This is a genomic window from Kitasatospora sp. NPDC033851, from assembly GCF_055576085.1.
Genome location: NZ_JBVIRL010000007.1, coordinates 308,315 through 324,144, shown reverse-complemented (window position 1 = coordinate 324,144; position 15,830 = coordinate 308,315). Strand labels below are relative to the sequence as shown.

The 15,830-nt window shown below is 73.7% G+C and carries 11 protein-coding genes; 4 read left to right on the top strand and 7 right to left on the bottom strand.

All coding sequences use genetic code 11. From position 1 onward, the window contains the following. Positions 1-174 precede the first annotated feature (174 nt). On the bottom strand, positions 175-1,329 hold the full coding sequence (locus ACZ51D_RS16905; RefSeq protein WP_465662656.1) for a glycosyltransferase: 1,155 nt from the start codon (positions 1,327-1,329) through the stop codon (positions 175-177). 230 nt (positions 1,330-1,559) lie between these two features. Continuing rightward, the gene (locus tag ACZ51D_RS16900) at positions 1,560-2,000 is read right to left on the bottom strand and encodes an SRPBCC family protein (protein WP_465621108.1); all 441 of its coding nucleotides are present in this window, start codon (positions 1,998-2,000) and stop codon (positions 1,560-1,562) included. A 91-nt stretch (positions 2,001-2,091) separates the two neighbouring features. On the opposite strand from ACZ51D_RS16900, the gene ACZ51D_RS16895 reads away from it, so the two are divergent. Further along, positions 2,092-2,991 carry a HipA family kinase gene (locus tag ACZ51D_RS16895; protein ID WP_465662654.1) on the top strand — a complete coding sequence of 300 codons (900 nt, stop codon included), beginning with the start codon at positions 2,092-2,094 and terminating at the stop codon, positions 2,989-2,991. A 53-nt stretch (positions 2,992-3,044) separates the two neighbouring features. Here the strand turns inward: ACZ51D_RS16895 and ACZ51D_RS16890 are convergent, their stop codons facing one another. The 5 genes from ACZ51D_RS16890 to ACZ51D_RS16870 all read right to left on the bottom strand — a co-directional run bounded on the left by ACZ51D_RS16890 (position 3,045) and on the right by ACZ51D_RS16870 (position 10,698). Beyond that, a complete protein-coding gene (locus tag ACZ51D_RS16890) occupies positions 3,045-3,392 on the bottom strand; it encodes a hypothetical protein (RefSeq protein ID WP_360499619.1) in 348 nt (115 codons plus the stop codon). A gap of 158 nt (positions 3,393-3,550) precedes the next feature. Continuing rightward, positions 3,551-5,041, bottom strand: a complete 1,491-nt coding sequence (locus ACZ51D_RS16885; RefSeq protein ID WP_465662653.1) for a S8 family peptidase — start codon at positions 5,039-5,041, stop codon at positions 3,551-3,553. Between the two features lie 283 nt (positions 5,042-5,324). Then, entirely contained in the window at positions 5,325-6,443 is a 1,119-nt protein-coding gene (locus ACZ51D_RS16880) for an amidohydrolase family protein (protein WP_465621103.1), read from the bottom strand. Positions 6,444-6,446: 3 nt separating this feature from the next. Then, positions 6,447-7,910 (bottom strand): type I glutamate--ammonia ligase, encoded by a 1,464-nt coding sequence (locus ACZ51D_RS16875; RefSeq protein WP_465621101.1) that lies wholly within the window; start codon positions 7,908-7,910, stop codon positions 6,447-6,449. A gap of 76 nt (positions 7,911-7,986) precedes the next feature. Further along, on the bottom strand, positions 7,987-10,698 hold the full coding sequence (locus tag ACZ51D_RS16870; protein ID WP_465662651.1) for an MXAN_6230/SCO0854 family RING domain-containing protein: 2,712 nt from the start codon (positions 10,696-10,698) through the stop codon (positions 7,987-7,989). Between the two features lie 541 nt (positions 10,699-11,239). Between ACZ51D_RS16870 and ACZ51D_RS16865 the strand changes: the two genes are divergently transcribed. The 3 genes from ACZ51D_RS16865 to ccrA all read left to right on the top strand — a co-directional run bounded on the left by ACZ51D_RS16865 (position 11,240) and on the right by ccrA (position 15,829). Next, entirely contained in the window at positions 11,240-13,015 is a 1,776-nt protein-coding gene (locus ACZ51D_RS16865) for a 3-hydroxyacyl-CoA dehydrogenase family protein (RefSeq protein WP_360499609.1), read from the top strand. A 176-nt stretch (positions 13,016-13,191) separates the two neighbouring features. Further along, a complete protein-coding gene (locus tag ACZ51D_RS16860) occupies positions 13,192-14,112 on the top strand; it encodes a TetR family transcriptional regulator (protein ID WP_465621095.1) in 921 nt (306 codons plus the stop codon). A 379-nt stretch (positions 14,113-14,491) separates the two neighbouring features. Continuing rightward, positions 14,492-15,829: a crotonyl-CoA carboxylase/reductase gene (gene ccrA / locus ACZ51D_RS16855; protein WP_360499605.1), complete on the top strand. Its 1,338-nt coding sequence runs from the start codon at positions 14,492-14,494 to the stop codon at positions 15,827-15,829. Position 15,830: the final 1 nt, after the last annotated feature.

Sequence of the window (15,830 nt, the reverse complement as noted above, 5' to 3'; positions counted from 1 at the left end):
AGCAGGCAAAATCCGACAATACCGAACCAGGGTCTACGGGCCGTAAGTTGACTTGCCGTTTCATTCCAGCCGCCCATTGATAGGTATTCCAGATTTGACGCCTCGTCCCATATCCGGTTGAGGGTGCGAATACGACAGCGCCGGAACGGCGGGCATTCACGGCATGTGAAACGATCAGATCCGCTCTGGGACACGGGCCCGGCGCCGCCGCGCCGACGGTCCGGCGCCCAGCAGATGGCGGTAGAGGACGTCCACCTGTTCGACCACGGTGCGCACGTCGTGCCGCACCACCACGTGGTCGCGCAGCCGCGCGCCGCGTCGCTCGCATTCGATCGGATCGGACAGCGCCTCCGCCATTCGGGTGGCGAGGGCCGACGCGTCCTCCGGCGGGACCACCGCGTGCTCCCGCTCCGCCGGCGGCAGGCACTCCCTCGCCCCCGGCACATCGGTCAGCAGCACCGGACGGGCCGCCGCCATCGCCTCCAGCGGGGCCAGCGCCATCCCCTCCCAGCGCGAGGGCAGCACCACCAGATCGGCCGCCGCCAGCCACGGACGCGGGTCCGCCACGTCCCCGACCAGCCGGACCCGGGCCGGCTCGACGCTATCCCGGACCAACTCCGCCACCCGCTGCTCCTCCGGCCCGCCGCCGACCAGCGCCAGACGGGCCTGCGGCACCCGGCGCAACACCTCCGGCCAGGCCGCCAGCAGCACGTCCTGGCCCTTCTGCCGACACAGCCGCCCGACGCAGACCGCGAGCGGGGCGTCCAGGTCCAGGCCGAGCGCGATCCGGGCGGCCCGGCGGTCGGCGGGCGCGTAGTGCCGGACGTCCACCCCGTTGGGCACCACCGCCCAGTCGGCGTGCACCCCGGCCGCCACGCCGTCGGCCCGCTCCTGGACGCTGACGCAGAGCAGCCGGTGCGCCCACCGGGTGGCGAAGCGCTCCCAGTGCAGGGTCGCGGCGGCCAGCGCGCCGTCCACGGCGGCGAAGGACCAGGCGTGCGGCTGGAAGACGGTCGGGACGGCGCCGCGCACCGCCAGCCGACCGGCCAGCCCGGCCTTGGCGCTGTGCAGGTGGACCACGTCGGGCGCGGCCGCCCGGACGATCCGGCGCAGCCGCCAGGCCTCGGCGGCGGCACCCGGGCCCGGCGAGCGCCCGGCGGACCAGTCCTGGACCAGCGCGCCCACCGCGGCGGCCTCCTCGGCCAGCCGTCCGCCGCGCGGACAGGCGACCAGCACCCGGTGGCCGGCCTCGCGCTGCCCCCGGACCAGGTCGGCGACGACGCGGGCGACCCCGCCGTCCACCGGTTGCGAAATGTGAAGGATCGTCATATGCACGGCGGCGAGCCTAGGATGGCTCGCCCGTGCCGGGCGGCCCTCGTCACCCGGAGGTGGCGGTTCGGCCACCCGTACGGCTTTCGGCTCGCACGGGTGGCCGAGCCGCTCGAATTCCCGCGCGATTCAAGCGCGTTGAAGGATCAACCCGCTCGAATCGCGCCGGTCAGCATACCGGGCCGCGTCGGCGGCGGACCTCGGTGGAGCTCAGCGGACCTCGGTGGAGCTCAGCGGACCTCGGCGGCCAGGTTGGCCAGCACCTGGTCGTGGATGCGGTTCAGGCCCTTCGGGGCGAAGGTGCGCTCGAAGAATCCGCCGATGCCGGTCGCGCCCTGCCAGGTGGCGGTCACGGTGACCTTGGAGCGGCCCTCGCCGGCGGCGGAGACGGTCCAGGTGATCACCATGCTGGAGTTGGCGTCCTTCTCCACCAGCTGGTCCGGCGTCGGCGCCGAGACGGTGAAGAGGCAGTCGCGCACGCGCTTCTCGGTGGCCTGCAGCCTCCAGTGCACCTGGGTGCCGGCGCCGGTGCCGCCGACCCGGACCTCGTACTCGCTGTACTGCGCGGGCAGCAGCTTCGGGCGGGTCACCTGGTAGTCGGCCAGCGCCTCGTACACCCGCTCGGGGGCGGCATCGTAGTCCCGCTCGGTGGTGGCCTGCACCTGTCCCATGACCTTGCTCTCCTCGTGTGGGGGGTAGCGCTCTCACCGGCAAGCCAATCACAGGGTCACGCCCGTGACGCCTCGGGATAGGGTGACCGGTGTGCTCGATCTGGTGACTGCAGTGCGCTACGTCGACCCGCTGCGGGCCGGCGGCTCCGTTCCCGGCGTGGTGGAGACCGACGACCTGGGAACGTACGTGGTCAAGTTCACCGGGGCCGCGCAGGGCCGCAAGGCGCTGATCGCCGAGGTGATCGTCGGCGAGCTGGCCCGGCGGCTGGGCCTGCGGGTGCCGGAGCTGCGGCTGGTGGACTTCGACCCGGCCGTCGCCGCCGACGAGCCGGACACCGAGATCCAGGACATGCTCAAGGCCAGCGCGGGCCTCAACCTCGGGATGGACCTGCTGCCCGGGGCGCGGGACTTCCGGCCGGGGATGATCACGGTGGACTCCGTCGAGGCCGGCCGGGTGGTCTGGCTGGACGCGCTCACCGGCAACGTCGACCGCACCGTGCACAACCCCAACCTGGTGGTCTGGCACGGGCGGCTCTGGCTGATCGACAACGGCGCCGCGCTGATCTTCCACCACCGCTGGGCGGGCGCCGAGGCCTCGGTCGGCAAGCGCTACGACCTCAGCGCGCACGCGCTCGGCGGCTCGGCCCCGGACGTCCGGCTGGCCGACGAGGAGCTCGGCCCGCTGGTCACCGTGCCGCTGCTGGAGGAGGTGCTGGCGCTGGTCCCGGACGAGTGGCTGGCCGACGAGCCCGGCTTCGACTCGGCGGACGCCGTCCGGCACGCGTACGTCACCCATCTGGCCGCCCGGGTGGTGCTCGCCGGGGAGTGGCTGCCGGAGGGCTTCGCCACGCCCGAGCAGCTGCGCGAGGCCGAACGGCGGCGGGCGGCCCGGACCCGGGCCGGGCGCCCGGCCTGGCTGCGGGAGGTGCCGGACCTGCACGGCAAGCCGTCGGTGGAGACGGTCTGGGAGCACCACGTCGACGAGGGCTGACCGGGAGTCGGCCGAGTGTCAGCCGCAGGGTCGACCGAAGGTCGGCCACAGGGTCAGCCGAGCGCGGGGCGGATCCAGCCGAAGTACTCGACGGCGGTGCCGAGCAGCAGGCCGAAGCTGACCGCGGGGAACGCGACGTCCCTGGGCAGCCCCTGCAGCCGGACGATCAGGAACGCCACGCCCAGGCCGATCAGCGGGCCGGCGGTGAGCAGCAGGGCGAGGAGCAGCACCGCGGGCGCCGAAGCGCCGGCGGCCAGGCCCATCACCGCGACCACCAGGCCGCCGGTCGCGAGGGTGGCGAGCATCGGGGCGGCGAGCAGCAGTTGACCCACGCCCAGGGCCAGCGCGAGCCGGTTCCGCTTGCCGGGAAGGGCCTGCCGGCCGGTGAGGCTCTGCGCCATGCCGCTCAACTCCTGTGGTGGCTCCGGTGGGTACGGCTCCATCCTGGGCGGCGGGCGCGGCGGCGGCCTGAGTACGGGTACTCAAACGCGACCGGGGAGCGGGGCCCACGTGGCCCCGCTCCCCGGCTCAGCGATCAGGTGTGGTCGCGGTCAGCGCCTCAGCGCCACCACTGGACCGCCTTCTCGGCGTTGATGATGCCCGCGCCGTAGAAGCCGTTGTCGTCCGCGCCGCCCTCGCAGGTGGCCTTCCACTGGCCGGCGCCGCCCGGGTTGACCTCGCCGGTCGGGCACGGGTGGGACTCGGCCTGGCTGGTCAGCATCTCGGTCAGCTCGTCCGGGCTGGCCCACGGGAAGGTGCTGGCGAGCAGGGCGAGCACACCGGTGGTGTGCGGGGAGGCCATCGAGGTGCCCTGCATGTAGCCGTACTTGCCACCGGGGAGGGTGGACAGGATGCGGCCGTCCTTGTCCGGGGTGTTCGGCAGCTGGTAGCGCTTGTCGCCACCCGGCGCGGCGACGGTCACGACGCCCTTGCCGTAGCTGGAGTAGTAGGCCTTGTCACCGTTGACGCCCACGGAGGAGACGGCGATGACGCCCGGCAGCTCGGTCGGCAGCGACAGGCAGTCGTTGGTGACCGGGCGGGTGCCGGGGGTGGTGTCGTCCGGGCTCGAGACGTCGGTGGTCTTGTGGGCCAGGTCGATGTTCTCGTTGCCCGCCGCGGCGACGTTCAGGACGCCCTTGCGCTGCGAGAACGCGACGGCCTTGCGGACGGCGGCGGTGATGGCCGCCTGGTCCTTGTCGTTGGGGCAGTTGAACATCCACGGGTCGACGTAGTAGCTGTTGTTCGTCACCTTGAACTGGTGCTCACCAGCCCACACGAAGCCGCAGATCGCGTACTCGGGGTAGATGAAGCCGCCGTCGTCGACGACCTTCACGGCGGCGAGCTTGACGTTCGGAGCGATGCCGACGATGCCCTTGCCGTTCTTGGCGGCGGCGATGGTGCCGGCCACGTGGGTGCCGTGGTCACCGTCGGGGCCCGGCTGCCAGGCCTTCCAGTCGGTGTTCGGCTTGCCGCCGTCGATGCAGGAGACCGACTGGGACGCGTCCACGTTGGCGGCCAGGTCCTCGTGCGTGGCGTCGATGCCGGAGTCCAGCACGCCGACGGTGACGTTGCGGCTGCCGAGCGAGATCTTGTGCGCCTTGTCGACGCCGATCTGACGCATGTCCCACTGGTTGGCCTCGTACGGCTCCTGGCCGGCGGCGGCGGTGCCGGTGGGCTCGGCGGCGACCTCGGCCTTGCCCTGGTCGGCGGCGGTGATGCCCTTGGTGCGGCTGGCACCGACGGAGTCGACGCCCTTGGCCAGGCGCAGCTTCTCGGCGAACTTGGTGTCGGTCGAGCGGGCGATCACGACGCCGATCTGCTCGTACGAGTAGACAACGGAGCCGCCGAGGCTCTTGACGGCGTGCTCGACCTTCTGCACCTGACCGTGGTTGGCCTTGGTGTTGACGACGTAGCTGAGCAGCGGACCGGTCGTCGAGTCGGCCGAGGGAGCCGCGACGGCGGTGCCGGCCGGGAGCGCGAGGGCGCCGGCGGTGGCGAGCACGAGGCCCACTGCCGCGTACCGGGTCCGGCTGATCCGAGGAACTCTCATTGGGGTTGGCCCTCCCGAGTCGTCATGCGGCAGCTGCGGTTGGCAGGTGCACTGGCAATGACCGGGACGTTAATGAATATTCGCTGATAAGCGCAAGAGACAGTCATCTAATCGTCACATCTCGATCAACAACGGGGGCCGGAAGTCCGCAGGTCAACAAGGGCAACAGGTTCAAGATTGTTAAAAAGTGATGGTTCGCCGACGTGCGACCCCACGCTTCGGAAGGCTCGCGGCCGACCGGATCGCGCCGCCGCGGCACAGCTGCGGAGCAGCTAGGATGCCGTTACAACCCGTACAGCCGACGGGCGTTGTCGGCGGCGATCAGGCGCGCCAGCCGTCGCGCGTCGGCCGCGGAACACGCACCATCGGCCTGCCAGCGATCCAGCAACCCACCCAGTCCGTGCCGGAACTGGCAGGTGCCCACCAGGAAAAGTTCGGGCAGCCCGTAGGCGTCGGTGGAGAACAGCAATTTGCCGAATGGCGCCAGTTCCAGCATCTCGCCCAGCACGGCCGCCACCCGCGGGCCGGTGTAGGAGGCGGTCAGCCCGAGGTCGGTGAAGACCGTCGGGAAGGCCTGGGCCAGCCAGGCGGCCTGGCGGTGGTACGGGTAGCAGTGCAGCAGCACCAGCGGGACGCCGCTGGGCTCGGCGGCGCGCACGAAGTCCGTCAGCAGGGACGGGTCGGCCCGGTGCAGGGTGAGGTCCGGATCGCCGAAGCCGGTGTGGAGTTGGAGCGGCAGGCCGAGTTCGGCGCAGACGTCCACGGCCGTCCAGAGCAGGTGGTGCAGCAGGACCGGGTCGGTCAGCCGGTCCTGCCCGCCGCGCAGCCGGGCGCCGGCCGCGGCCACCACGGCCGGCCCGGCAGGGCGTTCGGCCGGGGCGGCCAGGCCGTGCCGGTAGGCGAGCACCGACTTCACGGCGACGGCCCCGTCGGCCGCGGCCGCCAACGCCTCGGCGACGGCCCGCGGCCAGTCCTCGGCACCGGCCGTGACGGACTCGGCGACCGACTCCAGCCGGATCACCTCACGCACCGACGCCCCGGCGGCCTCGGCCAGTTCGCCCAGCGGCAGCAGCGGCAGGCCCGCGGCGGCGGTCAGCCCGGTGTCCACCAGGCAGGTGTCCAGCCCGGCCGCGCCGAGCAGCCGTCCGGTCGCCTCGGCGGCGCCCAACTCGCGCCGCCGGGCCAGGTAGTCGGCGGCCGGGGCGTGCGCCGGCAGGCCGAGCGCGGGCGGGCACCAGCGCCGCACGGCGAGGCCGAGCGCGCTGTCGAAGGGCGAGCAGCCGGGCGCGGGCGGGCGGTCGGACTCGGTGAGCAGCCCGGCCAGGGCGTCGTCGGCGAGGTCGGCCACCACCACGCTGTGGCAGTGGTGGTCGACCAGCGCGGGCGGCTCCGGCCGGGCCACCGGTCAGTACCGCCAGCGGGCGGCCGCGGCCACCTCCTCGGGTGTGGCGGCGGCGTACTGCTCGCTCTCCGCGCGGCGCACCGCCAGCACCGCCTGGTACAGCGGCTCGCCGAGCGCCTCGCGCAGCACCGCCGAGCGCTCGTACGCGGCCAGCGCCTCCGCCGGGCTCTCCGGCAGCCGGGGCACCGTGCCGGGCTCGGCGGCCGCCGGGTCTCCGGTGAACTCCGGCGGGAGCGCCCGGCGTTGGTCCAGCCCGGCGAGGCCGGTCGCGATCACCGCGCCGACCGCGAGGTACGGGTTGGCGCTCGCGTCGAAGCACTTGACCTCGGCGTTGGCGGCGGCGGCCCGCTCCCCGGTGGAGCCGGTCACCAGGCGCAGCGCGGCCTCGCGGTTCTCCAGGCCCCAGCACTGGTAGGCGCCCGCCCAGTGCGAGGGCACCAGCCGCAGGTACCCGGCCGGGCTGGAGCAGCCCAGCACCAGCAGTTCGGGCAGCGCGTCGAGCACCCCGGCGAGGAAGCCCTCGGCCTCGGCGGTCAGTCCGTGCGGCCCGGGGCCGCCGTGGCCGAGGTTGCGCTCCTCCCGCCAGAGGCTGAGGTGCAGGTGGCCGCCGTTGCCGACCGCGCCCGCCTCGACCACCGGCGCGAAGGAGACCCGCAGGCCGTGCCTGGCGGAGACGGCGCGGATGGTGTGCCGGACCAGGACGGAGGTGTCCGCGGCGCCGACCGGGCCCTCGGGGGCGACCGAGACCTCGAACTGGCCCGGGGAGTACTCGGGGTGGATCTGCAGCACGTTCAGCCCCTGCTCGCCGAGGGCGCGCAGGACGTCCCGCAGGTAGTCGGAGAGGTCGGTGAGCCGGTGCATCCCGTACGCGGGGCCGTGCGTCGGGTACCGCGGCTCCTCCTGTGGGGAGCCGGCGAGGGCGACCACCCACTCGACCTCGATGCCGGCCTTGATGCCCAGCCCGCGCGCGGCCGCCGCGGCCTCCGCCCGGCGGGCGAACAGTCGCTGGCAGCCGGGGTGCGGGGCGCCGGCCTGGGTGTACCTGTCCCCCGGGGCCCAGGCCCAGCCGGGCTGGGCGGCCAGCGGGACGACCCGCTCCAGGTCGGGGTAGAGCCTGAGGTCCCCGGTGGGGCCGCCGATGATCGGGCTGGTGGTGATCGCGTCGTCGGCGAGGAACACGTCGAAGCACGGCGCGGTGCCGACGCCCCACTGCGCGGCGTGCGTCAGGGCGCCGAGCGGCACCGCCTTGACCCGGGTGATGCCCGCGTTGTCCACCCAGGTGACGGCCACCGCCTCCACGGCGGCGGTGCGCAGCCGGTCGGTGGCCGCCTCGGCGCGCTCGGCCCGCTCGGCGCGCGGGGGCAGCGCGACGGCGGCCGCCCCGGCGGCGCCGAGCGGCCCGGCGGCCCCGGACGGCTGGGCGGGACCGGGCGCGGTGGGGCCGGCGGTGGCGGTTCCGATGGTCATGTCCCCATGCTGCCCCGCCGGTCGGGCTTCCGTAACTCCCCTATCGGGTGGTCCAAACGGAAGGCCGTCCATCCGTTCACCCGTTCGGGGCGAACCGGGCCACCAGCTCCCCCGCGGTGATCCGCTCCAGGGCGTCCGGGGCGGCGTCCGTCCGGCCCGGGTAGAGCCGGTAGAACGTCCCGTGCGCCCCGGCCGGGGCCTGCACGTCGGCGTGCACCAGCGCCACGAACGCCTTGGAGTCGGTCAGGCGTTCGGCGATCAGCCGGGCGGTGTCGTCCGGCCGCTCCTCGGTGCGCCGGTCGCTCACGTGGCGTCCGCGCAGCCGCTCGGCGAAGTCGGCGACCGGCTCGTCCGCGCCCCGGCGGTAGACGTCCAGCCCGCAGCCCGTCCGGTCGCGGACCAGCACCTCGTCGCTGCCGGCCGCGGCGGCCGCGCAGGCGAGGTCCCAGAGGGTGGCCCGGGCGCCGGGCGCGAAGTGCGCCAGCACGTCCTCGGCCAGCGAGCCGATCCTGTCGTGGTGCCGGTCGAGGTTGTGGAAGCCGCTGCCGGAGCCGGGGTTGAGGTCGGTCCAGGTGTAGTCGCGGGTCTGGAGGTCGACGATCATCGGCACGCAGATCTTGGCGTCCCCGGCGAGGTCCAGCCGCTGGCGGACGCTCTGCGGGTGGAAGCTTCCCTTCCGCTGCCGGGCCGCCTCGGACGGGGTCAGGGTCATGAAGCCGGCGAAGGCGTCGGTGAGGTCCTCGAACGGGATGTCGTTGTAGCTGAACACCACCACCACGGCGTACCGGGCACGGGCCTTGCCCAGCCTCTGCACGTCGAGGTCGACGAACTCGGTGGCGCCGTGCGGCGGCGGGGCGGTGGTGTAGTCCCCGGAGTGGACGGCGGCTCGCCCACCGAGGACCAGGCGGGTGTAGTCGCACAGCCCGACGAACTGCCACTCCTCGTCGTAGAAGGCGACCGACAGGTCGAGGTCGACCCGCTGGTGCGGGCGCTGCATCCAGTGCACGAACAGCCGCAGGTGCTGCCCGTCCGGGAGCCGCTGCACGCTGCCGCGCGGCACGGCGACCAGGGTCTTGGCGCTCGCGCGCTCGGCGAAGGGCACCACCAGGTCGGCCAGGCCGTCGTCCAGCACGGCCACCTCGTAGCGCCCCGCCTCCCCCGCCGACCGCTCGGCCCGGCGCAGCAGTTCGGCCTCGATCAGGGCGCAGACCGGCGCGCTGAGCCCGGCCGGGACGCGCGTGCCCCAGTCGGAGCGGGCCTTCGCCGAGGCGACCCGGCCGCGCGGGAAGTACAGCCGTCGCTCGCCGAGCGCGCGCGGGGCTCGCAGCCGCCCGTACGCGCCGAGCAGCGGGCCGGGCGCGACCGCGCGCAGCGCTCCCGGCAGCGCCTCGGCGAGCTCGGCGGGCAGCGACCGGCCGGGGAACCAGGCCTCGTGCACCCGCAGCAGGTGGTGCAGCCGGCGCACCAGCTCGCCCGGGCGGCGCGTCAGCAGCCGGACGGCGGCGGGCAGGTCGCCCTGCTCGAGGGCGTGCTCGACCCCGGCGGCGAAGGTCTCGACGGTCAGCCGGGTGTGCCCGCCCGGCGTCTCGCGCACCCGCAGCGGGGCGGGCGCCTCGCGCAGTTGCGGGCCGAGGCCGTGCAGGTCGAGGTCGCTCTGCCGGAGCACGGCGAAGGCGGCCGCCGCGTACGGGAAGCGGGCGCGGTGCTCGTACGGGTGGAGCAGTTCGCCGACCCGCAGCCAGGGCTCACGGTGGCGGCGCAGGTCCTCGGCGAGGGTGCCGACCGGGAACGCGTCCAGGACGGCGAGCAGTTCGCGCCGCAGCGGGCGGGGCAGGCCCCGCAGCCGCAGGGTGCGGGCGGTCCCCGGCAGCAGGTCCGGTTCGGCGCCGGACCACGCCCAGATCAGCCGCAGCACGTCGGTGGCGGTGGTGAGGTGGCCGGCGAGCAGCGGGCGGGCGCGCTCCGGGTCGCGGCGCAGCAGTGCGGCCAGCACGGTGGCGCGGCTCTCCCGGACGGGGATCTCGGCGGGCAGCCAGGCGGCCGGGTCGGCCGGGGTGTGGTCGAGGAGCAGCGTGAGGTCCTCGCGGTCCTGCGGGCTCAGCGGGGTCTGCCGGGCGAGCAGGGCGGCCAGCGCGGTGCCGGCGAGTTCGGTGAGCGTGAGGGCCTCGGCGAGGCGCAGCGGCTTGAGGAGGTTGCCGGGCGGGAGGCCGTCGGCGACGGCGCGGGCGCCCTTGGTGTCGGGCCTCAGGTGGCGCGGCCGCTCCAGCGGGGCGTCGCAGATCGGGCAGCTGCGGCCGTGGCCCTGCTCGACCAGTTCCTCGTAGCACTCGCCGCACAGCAGGTGGGCGCACGGGGCGAGGGCGCCGACGCCGGCCTCGACGCTGCCGCGCGCGCACAGCAGGCAGATCTGGCTCGCCTGGCAGAGCAGGAAGCCCCGGATCATCGCGGAGTAGGAGGCGTGCGCGTGCGAGGGCACGCCGTCGGGGAAGCGGCGGAACAGCGGGTCGTGGCGGCGGTCGGCGCCGAGCATGGCGTCGATTTCCCCCAGCAGCCGGTTTCCGGTCGCGGCCAGGTCCGCCGGGCGCAGTCGGCCGAGGGCGGTGCGCAGGTCGCGGGTCAGTACGTACCCGCTCTGCGCCAGGTCGGCCTCGAGGGCGACCAGGCCCTTGGCCGTCCACGGCTGCGGTTCCTCGGGCGGGGCCCCGGCTTCGACCGGGAACATCCCGTGGCGGCGCAGCAGGTAGGTGGCCAGGGCCGTCCCGGCCGCGGCGGTGTTCTGCTCCTTCACTGCTCTTCCCCCGGTGGATACGACAAAGCGGGGGCGGAGAGTGGGCGCACTCGGTTCATTGGAAGATGAGGAGAAGGAAGCACGCCGCGGAGCCGCCCCCGCGTCGATCACCCTAGCGAAGGCCGGGCCCGCGCCCGAACGGTTTTCCGCGCACGCCCCCTTCCTACCGGTGAGTAGCTTCGCTACAGTGGCCGCACGCACCATCGCCGGGCTTCGGGAGCCGCACCGGCGGGAGCCTGCGATCGCCGTGTCTGCGGCGCTCGCGCGGTGCGTTTTCACCGGCCGGCGCCGCGAACCGCGGCGGGCCGGGTTTCTCCTCGCATCAGAGCCGCTTCCTTCACCTTCGAGCGCCTGAGTACCACGGCACACCCGCAGTTCGGCCGGAGCGGACCGGCCGCTGCCCTGGTGGGCCGAACCCCGTCATCTCCCCAAGCCCCCGCGCGTGAACCCTCCTCCGGCGGCGGCCGCCCCCGGTGTCCGGGCGCGGCGGCGTGCCCGCCGGAGCACGCGCGGGCCCTTCATGACTAGGAGTTCAGGACAGATGGAGCGTCCCTTCCCCACTGTTGCCGTCGTCGGCCTCGGCACGATGGGTGCCGGCGTCGCGGTGGCGGTCGCCAAGAGCGGCCGCCGGGTGATCGGCATCGAGGCCACCGAGGACTCGGCCGCCCGGGCGTTGGCCCGGATCGAGGAGGCGACCGCGCACGCGGTCGACCGGGAGCGGCTCACCGCCGAGGAGCGCGCCGGGCTGCTGGCCCGGATCTCGGTCGGACACGAGCTGGCGGCCGCCACCGGAGCGGACCTGGTGATCGAGGAGGTGCCCGAGCAGCTGGAGCTGAAGCGGGAGATCTTCGCCGAGCTGGACCGGATCTGCCCGCCGGCCACCGTGCTGGCCACCGGCACCACCGCGCTCTCGGTGACCCGGATCGCCGCCGCGACCGCCCGTCCGGAGCGAGTGCTGGGCCTGCACTTCTTCAACCCGGTGCACACCATGAAGCTGGTCGAGGTGGTCCGCACCGTGCTGACCTCCCCGCAGACCGCCGAGGACGCCGCCGCCTTCGCCCGGGACCTCGGCAAGGAGCCGGTGGCAGCCGGCGACCGGGCCGGCTTCGTGGTGAACGGCCTGCTGTTCGCGTACCTGAACCAGGCCGCCTCGATGTACGAGTCCAAGTACGCCTCGCGGGAGGACATCGACGCCGCGATGCGGCTCGGCTGCGGCCTGCCGATGGGCCCACTGGCGCTGCTCGACCTGATCGGCGTCGACACCGCGCGCACCGTCCTGGAGGCGATGTACGAGCAGTCCCGGGACCGCCTGCACGCCCCCGCCCCGATCCTCGGCCAGCTGGTCGCGGCCGGGCTGCTCGGTCGCAAGACCGGCCGCGGCTTCTACACCTACGAGGCGCCGGGCTCCTCGAAGGCCGTGGACGCGGCCACCGGGCCGGCGCTGCCGAAGGTGCCGGGCCGCGAGGTCCGTACCGTCGGTGTCTGCGGCTCGGGCACCATGGCCACCGGCATCGCCGAGGTGTTCGCCAAGGCCGGACACCCGGTGCTGCTGGCCGCCCGCAGCCAGGAGAAGGCCGACCGGGCCAAGGCGCAGCTGGCCAAGTCCCTGGAGCGCTCGGTCGCCAAGGGCCGGATGTCCGCCGAGCAGCGGGACGCCGCGCTGGCGCTGGTCACCCCGGTCGGCCGGTACGCCGAGCTGGCCGACGTCGACCTGGTGGTCGAGGCGGTGGCCGAGGACCTGGAGGTCAAGCGGGAGCTGTTCGCCACCCTGGACAAGATCGTCAAGCCGGGTGCGGTGCTCGCCACCACCACCTCCTCGCTGCCGGTGATCAGCTGCGCGACCGCCACCTCGCGGCCGCAGGACGTGATCGGCATGCACTTCTTCAACCCGGCGCCGGCCATGAAGCTGGTCGAGGTGGTCTCCACCGTGCTGACCGCGCCGGACGTCACCGCGACCGTGCTGGAGCTGACCGCCAAGGTCCGCAAGCACCCGGTGGAGTGCGGCGACCGGGCCGGCTTCATCGTCAACGCGCTGCTCTTCCCCTACCTGAACGACGCGGTGCGGATGCTGCAGGAGCACTACGCGACGGTGGACGACATCGACACCGCGATGAAGCTCGGCTGCGGCTACCCGATGGGCCCGTTCGAGCTGCTGGACGTGGTCGGCCTGGACGTCTCGCTGACCATCGAGCAGGTGCTGCACCAGGAGTTCCGCGAGCCCGGCCTGGCCGCCGCGCCGCTGCTGGAGCACCTGGTCGCGGCGGGCTGCCTGGGCCGCAAGACCGGCCGCGGCTTCCGCGACCACGCGCGCCGGTGACCACGCCGCAGCCGGGGGGCGGCGACCCGTACGGGGCGGCGCCCGCCGCGCGGCCCGGCTGGAGCCCGGGGACGGTGTCCGCGCGCTGGCCACGGCCGGCCGTGGCCGGCCCGGTCGCCCCGGTGCGCCGGGGAAGGCCCGCGGCCGCGCCCGCGGGGCCGTGTAGCGTTCCGGACATGGATCGGGTTCAGTCAGCCTCCCCGCAGCACCCCGCCGGTTCGCACGGCGCCGACCGGACGGCCCCCTCGACCGGGGGCACCGGGCCGGAGGCCGGGCCGGGCAGCCGCCGGGCGGCGGCGCAGCGTCAGCAGATGCGTCAGGACCTGGCCACGGCCGCGATGGAGCTGTTCGCCTCGCAGGGTTACGAGGAGACCACGGTCGACCAGATCGCGGCCGCCGCCGGGGTGGCCCGGCGCACCTTCTTCCGGTACTTCCGGTCGAAGGAGGAGGCGATCTTCCCGGACCACGACGACACCCTCGTGCGGGTGGCCGACCTGCTCGCCAGCGCCGAGCCGGAGGAGCACCCGCTGGACGTGGTCTGCCGCGGCATCAAGGAGGTGCTGCGGATGTACGCCTCCACCCCGGGGGTGTCGGTCGCGCGGTACCAGCTGATCCGTCAGGTCCCGGCGCTGCGCGAGCGGGAGATCGCCGTGGTGGCCCGCTACGAGCGGCTGTTCACCCGGTACCTGCTGGGCCGGTTCGACACCAGCGAGTCCATCCCGTCCGGCTGGCAGCGCGGCGGCGAGGACGACTCGATGCTGGCCGAGGTGTCGGCGGCGGCGGTCGTCGCGGCGCACAACCACGTGCTGCGGCGCTGGCTGCGGGCCGGCGGCCGGGGGGACGTGGAGGCGCAGCTGGACCACTCCTTCGAGGTGATCCGGCGGACCTTCTGGGCGGCCAGTGCCCCGGGGGCCAGACGCCGGGGATCCCTGGTGGCACCCGGTGCCAGTGGGGCACCCGGTGACATCGTGGCGGAGAGCGTACTGAGTGCCAGCCCCGGGGGTGAGGTGCTCATCACAGTCGCCCGGACGGATGCCCCGCTGGATGTCGTGGTGGACAGCATCCGGGCCGCACTGAGCGGCGCCCGGGAGTCGTAAGCCCGGCATTTTCGCAGGTCAGAGCAGCATCGAAGGCCCGCGCCGACGAATCGGCGCGGGCCTTTCGGCTACCCGCGCAACGCGCGTCACGCGCCGTTTCGGCCCGTTCCGAGCCTCGGGAATTCCTGGCACCCGGTGTCTTTACGAGTGGCACAGGGTGCCACTACCTTGTTACTCACCAGTCGCGGCGCCGCGGCTCCCCACCTCGGCGCGCCGTCGTCCGGTGTTCCCACACCCCGGGAGCAGTGCCAGCCCGGCCCGGTCCACACCGGGCGCCCAGCCTGACCCGCCCACCACCCAACTCAGCGAAGCCGGTGTCCGCTCCCGGTTCCCCCAGACGCCCTGTGACCCTCACACAGGTACGCCTTCGGAGGCAGCCATGCAGGAAATCCTCGACGCGATCCTCAGCACCGACAGCACGTCGGCGGACTTCGCAGCGATCAAGCTCCCCGAGTCCTACCGAGCGGTGACGCTCCACAAGGACGAGGAGCAGATGTTCGCCGGCCTCGACAGCCGCGACAAGGACCCTCGCAAGTCCCTTCACCTCGACGAGGTCGCCCTGCCCGAGCTGGGCCCGGGCGAGGCCCTGGTCGCCGTCATGGCCAGCTCGGTGAACTACAACACCGTCTGGAGCTCGATCTTCGAGCCGGTCTCCACCTTCGGCTTCCTGGAGCGCTACGGCCGGCTGTCCCCGCTCACCAAGCGCCACGACCTGCCGTACCACGTCCTCGGTTCCGACCTCGCGGGCGTCGTGCTGCGCACCGGCGCCGGGGTCAACGCCTGGAAGCCCGGCGACGAGGTCGTCGCGCACTGCCTCTCGGTCGAACTGGAGTCCCCGGACGGCCACAACGACACGATGATGGACCCGGAGCAGCGCATCTGGGGCTTCGAGACCAACTTCGGCGGCCTGGCCCAGGTCGCGCTGGTGAAGACCAACCAGCTGCTGCCCAAGCCGAAGCACCTCACCTGGGAGGAGGCCGCCTCCCCCGGCCTGGTCAACTCCACCGCCTACCGCCAGCTGGTCTCGCGCAACGGTGCCGGCATGAAGCAGGGCGACAACGTGCTGATCTGGGGCGCCAGCGGCGGCCTCGGCTCGTACGCCACCCAGTACGCGCTGGCCGGCGGCGCCACCCCGATCTGCGTGGTCTCCAGCGAGGCCAAGGCGGACATCTGCCGCGCCATGGGCGCCGAGGCGATCATCGACCGCTCCGCCGAGGGCTACCGGTTCTGGAAGGACGAGAACAACCAGGACCCGCGCGAGTGGAAGCGCCTGGGCTCCAAGATCCGCGAGTTCACCGGCGGCGAGGACGTCGACATCGTCTTCGAGCACCCGGGCCGCGAGACCTTCGGCGCCTCGGTGTACGTCACCCGCAAGGGCGGCACCATCGTCACCTGCGCCTCCACCTCCGGTTACATGCACCAGTACGACAACCGCTACCTGTGGATGTCGCTCAAGCGCATCGTCGGCTCGCACTTCGCGAACTACCGCGAGGCCTTCGAGGCCAACCGCCTGGTCGCCAAGGGCAAGATCCACCCGACCCTGTCCAAGGTCTACTCCCTGGAGGAGACCGGCCAGGCCGCCCTCGACGTGCACCACAACAAGCACCAGGGCAAGGTCGGCGTGCTCTGCCTGGCCCCCGAGGAGGGCCTCGGCGTGCGCGACCGGGAGCTCCGCGAGAAGCACCTGCCCGCCATCAACCGCTTCCGGAACGTGTGAG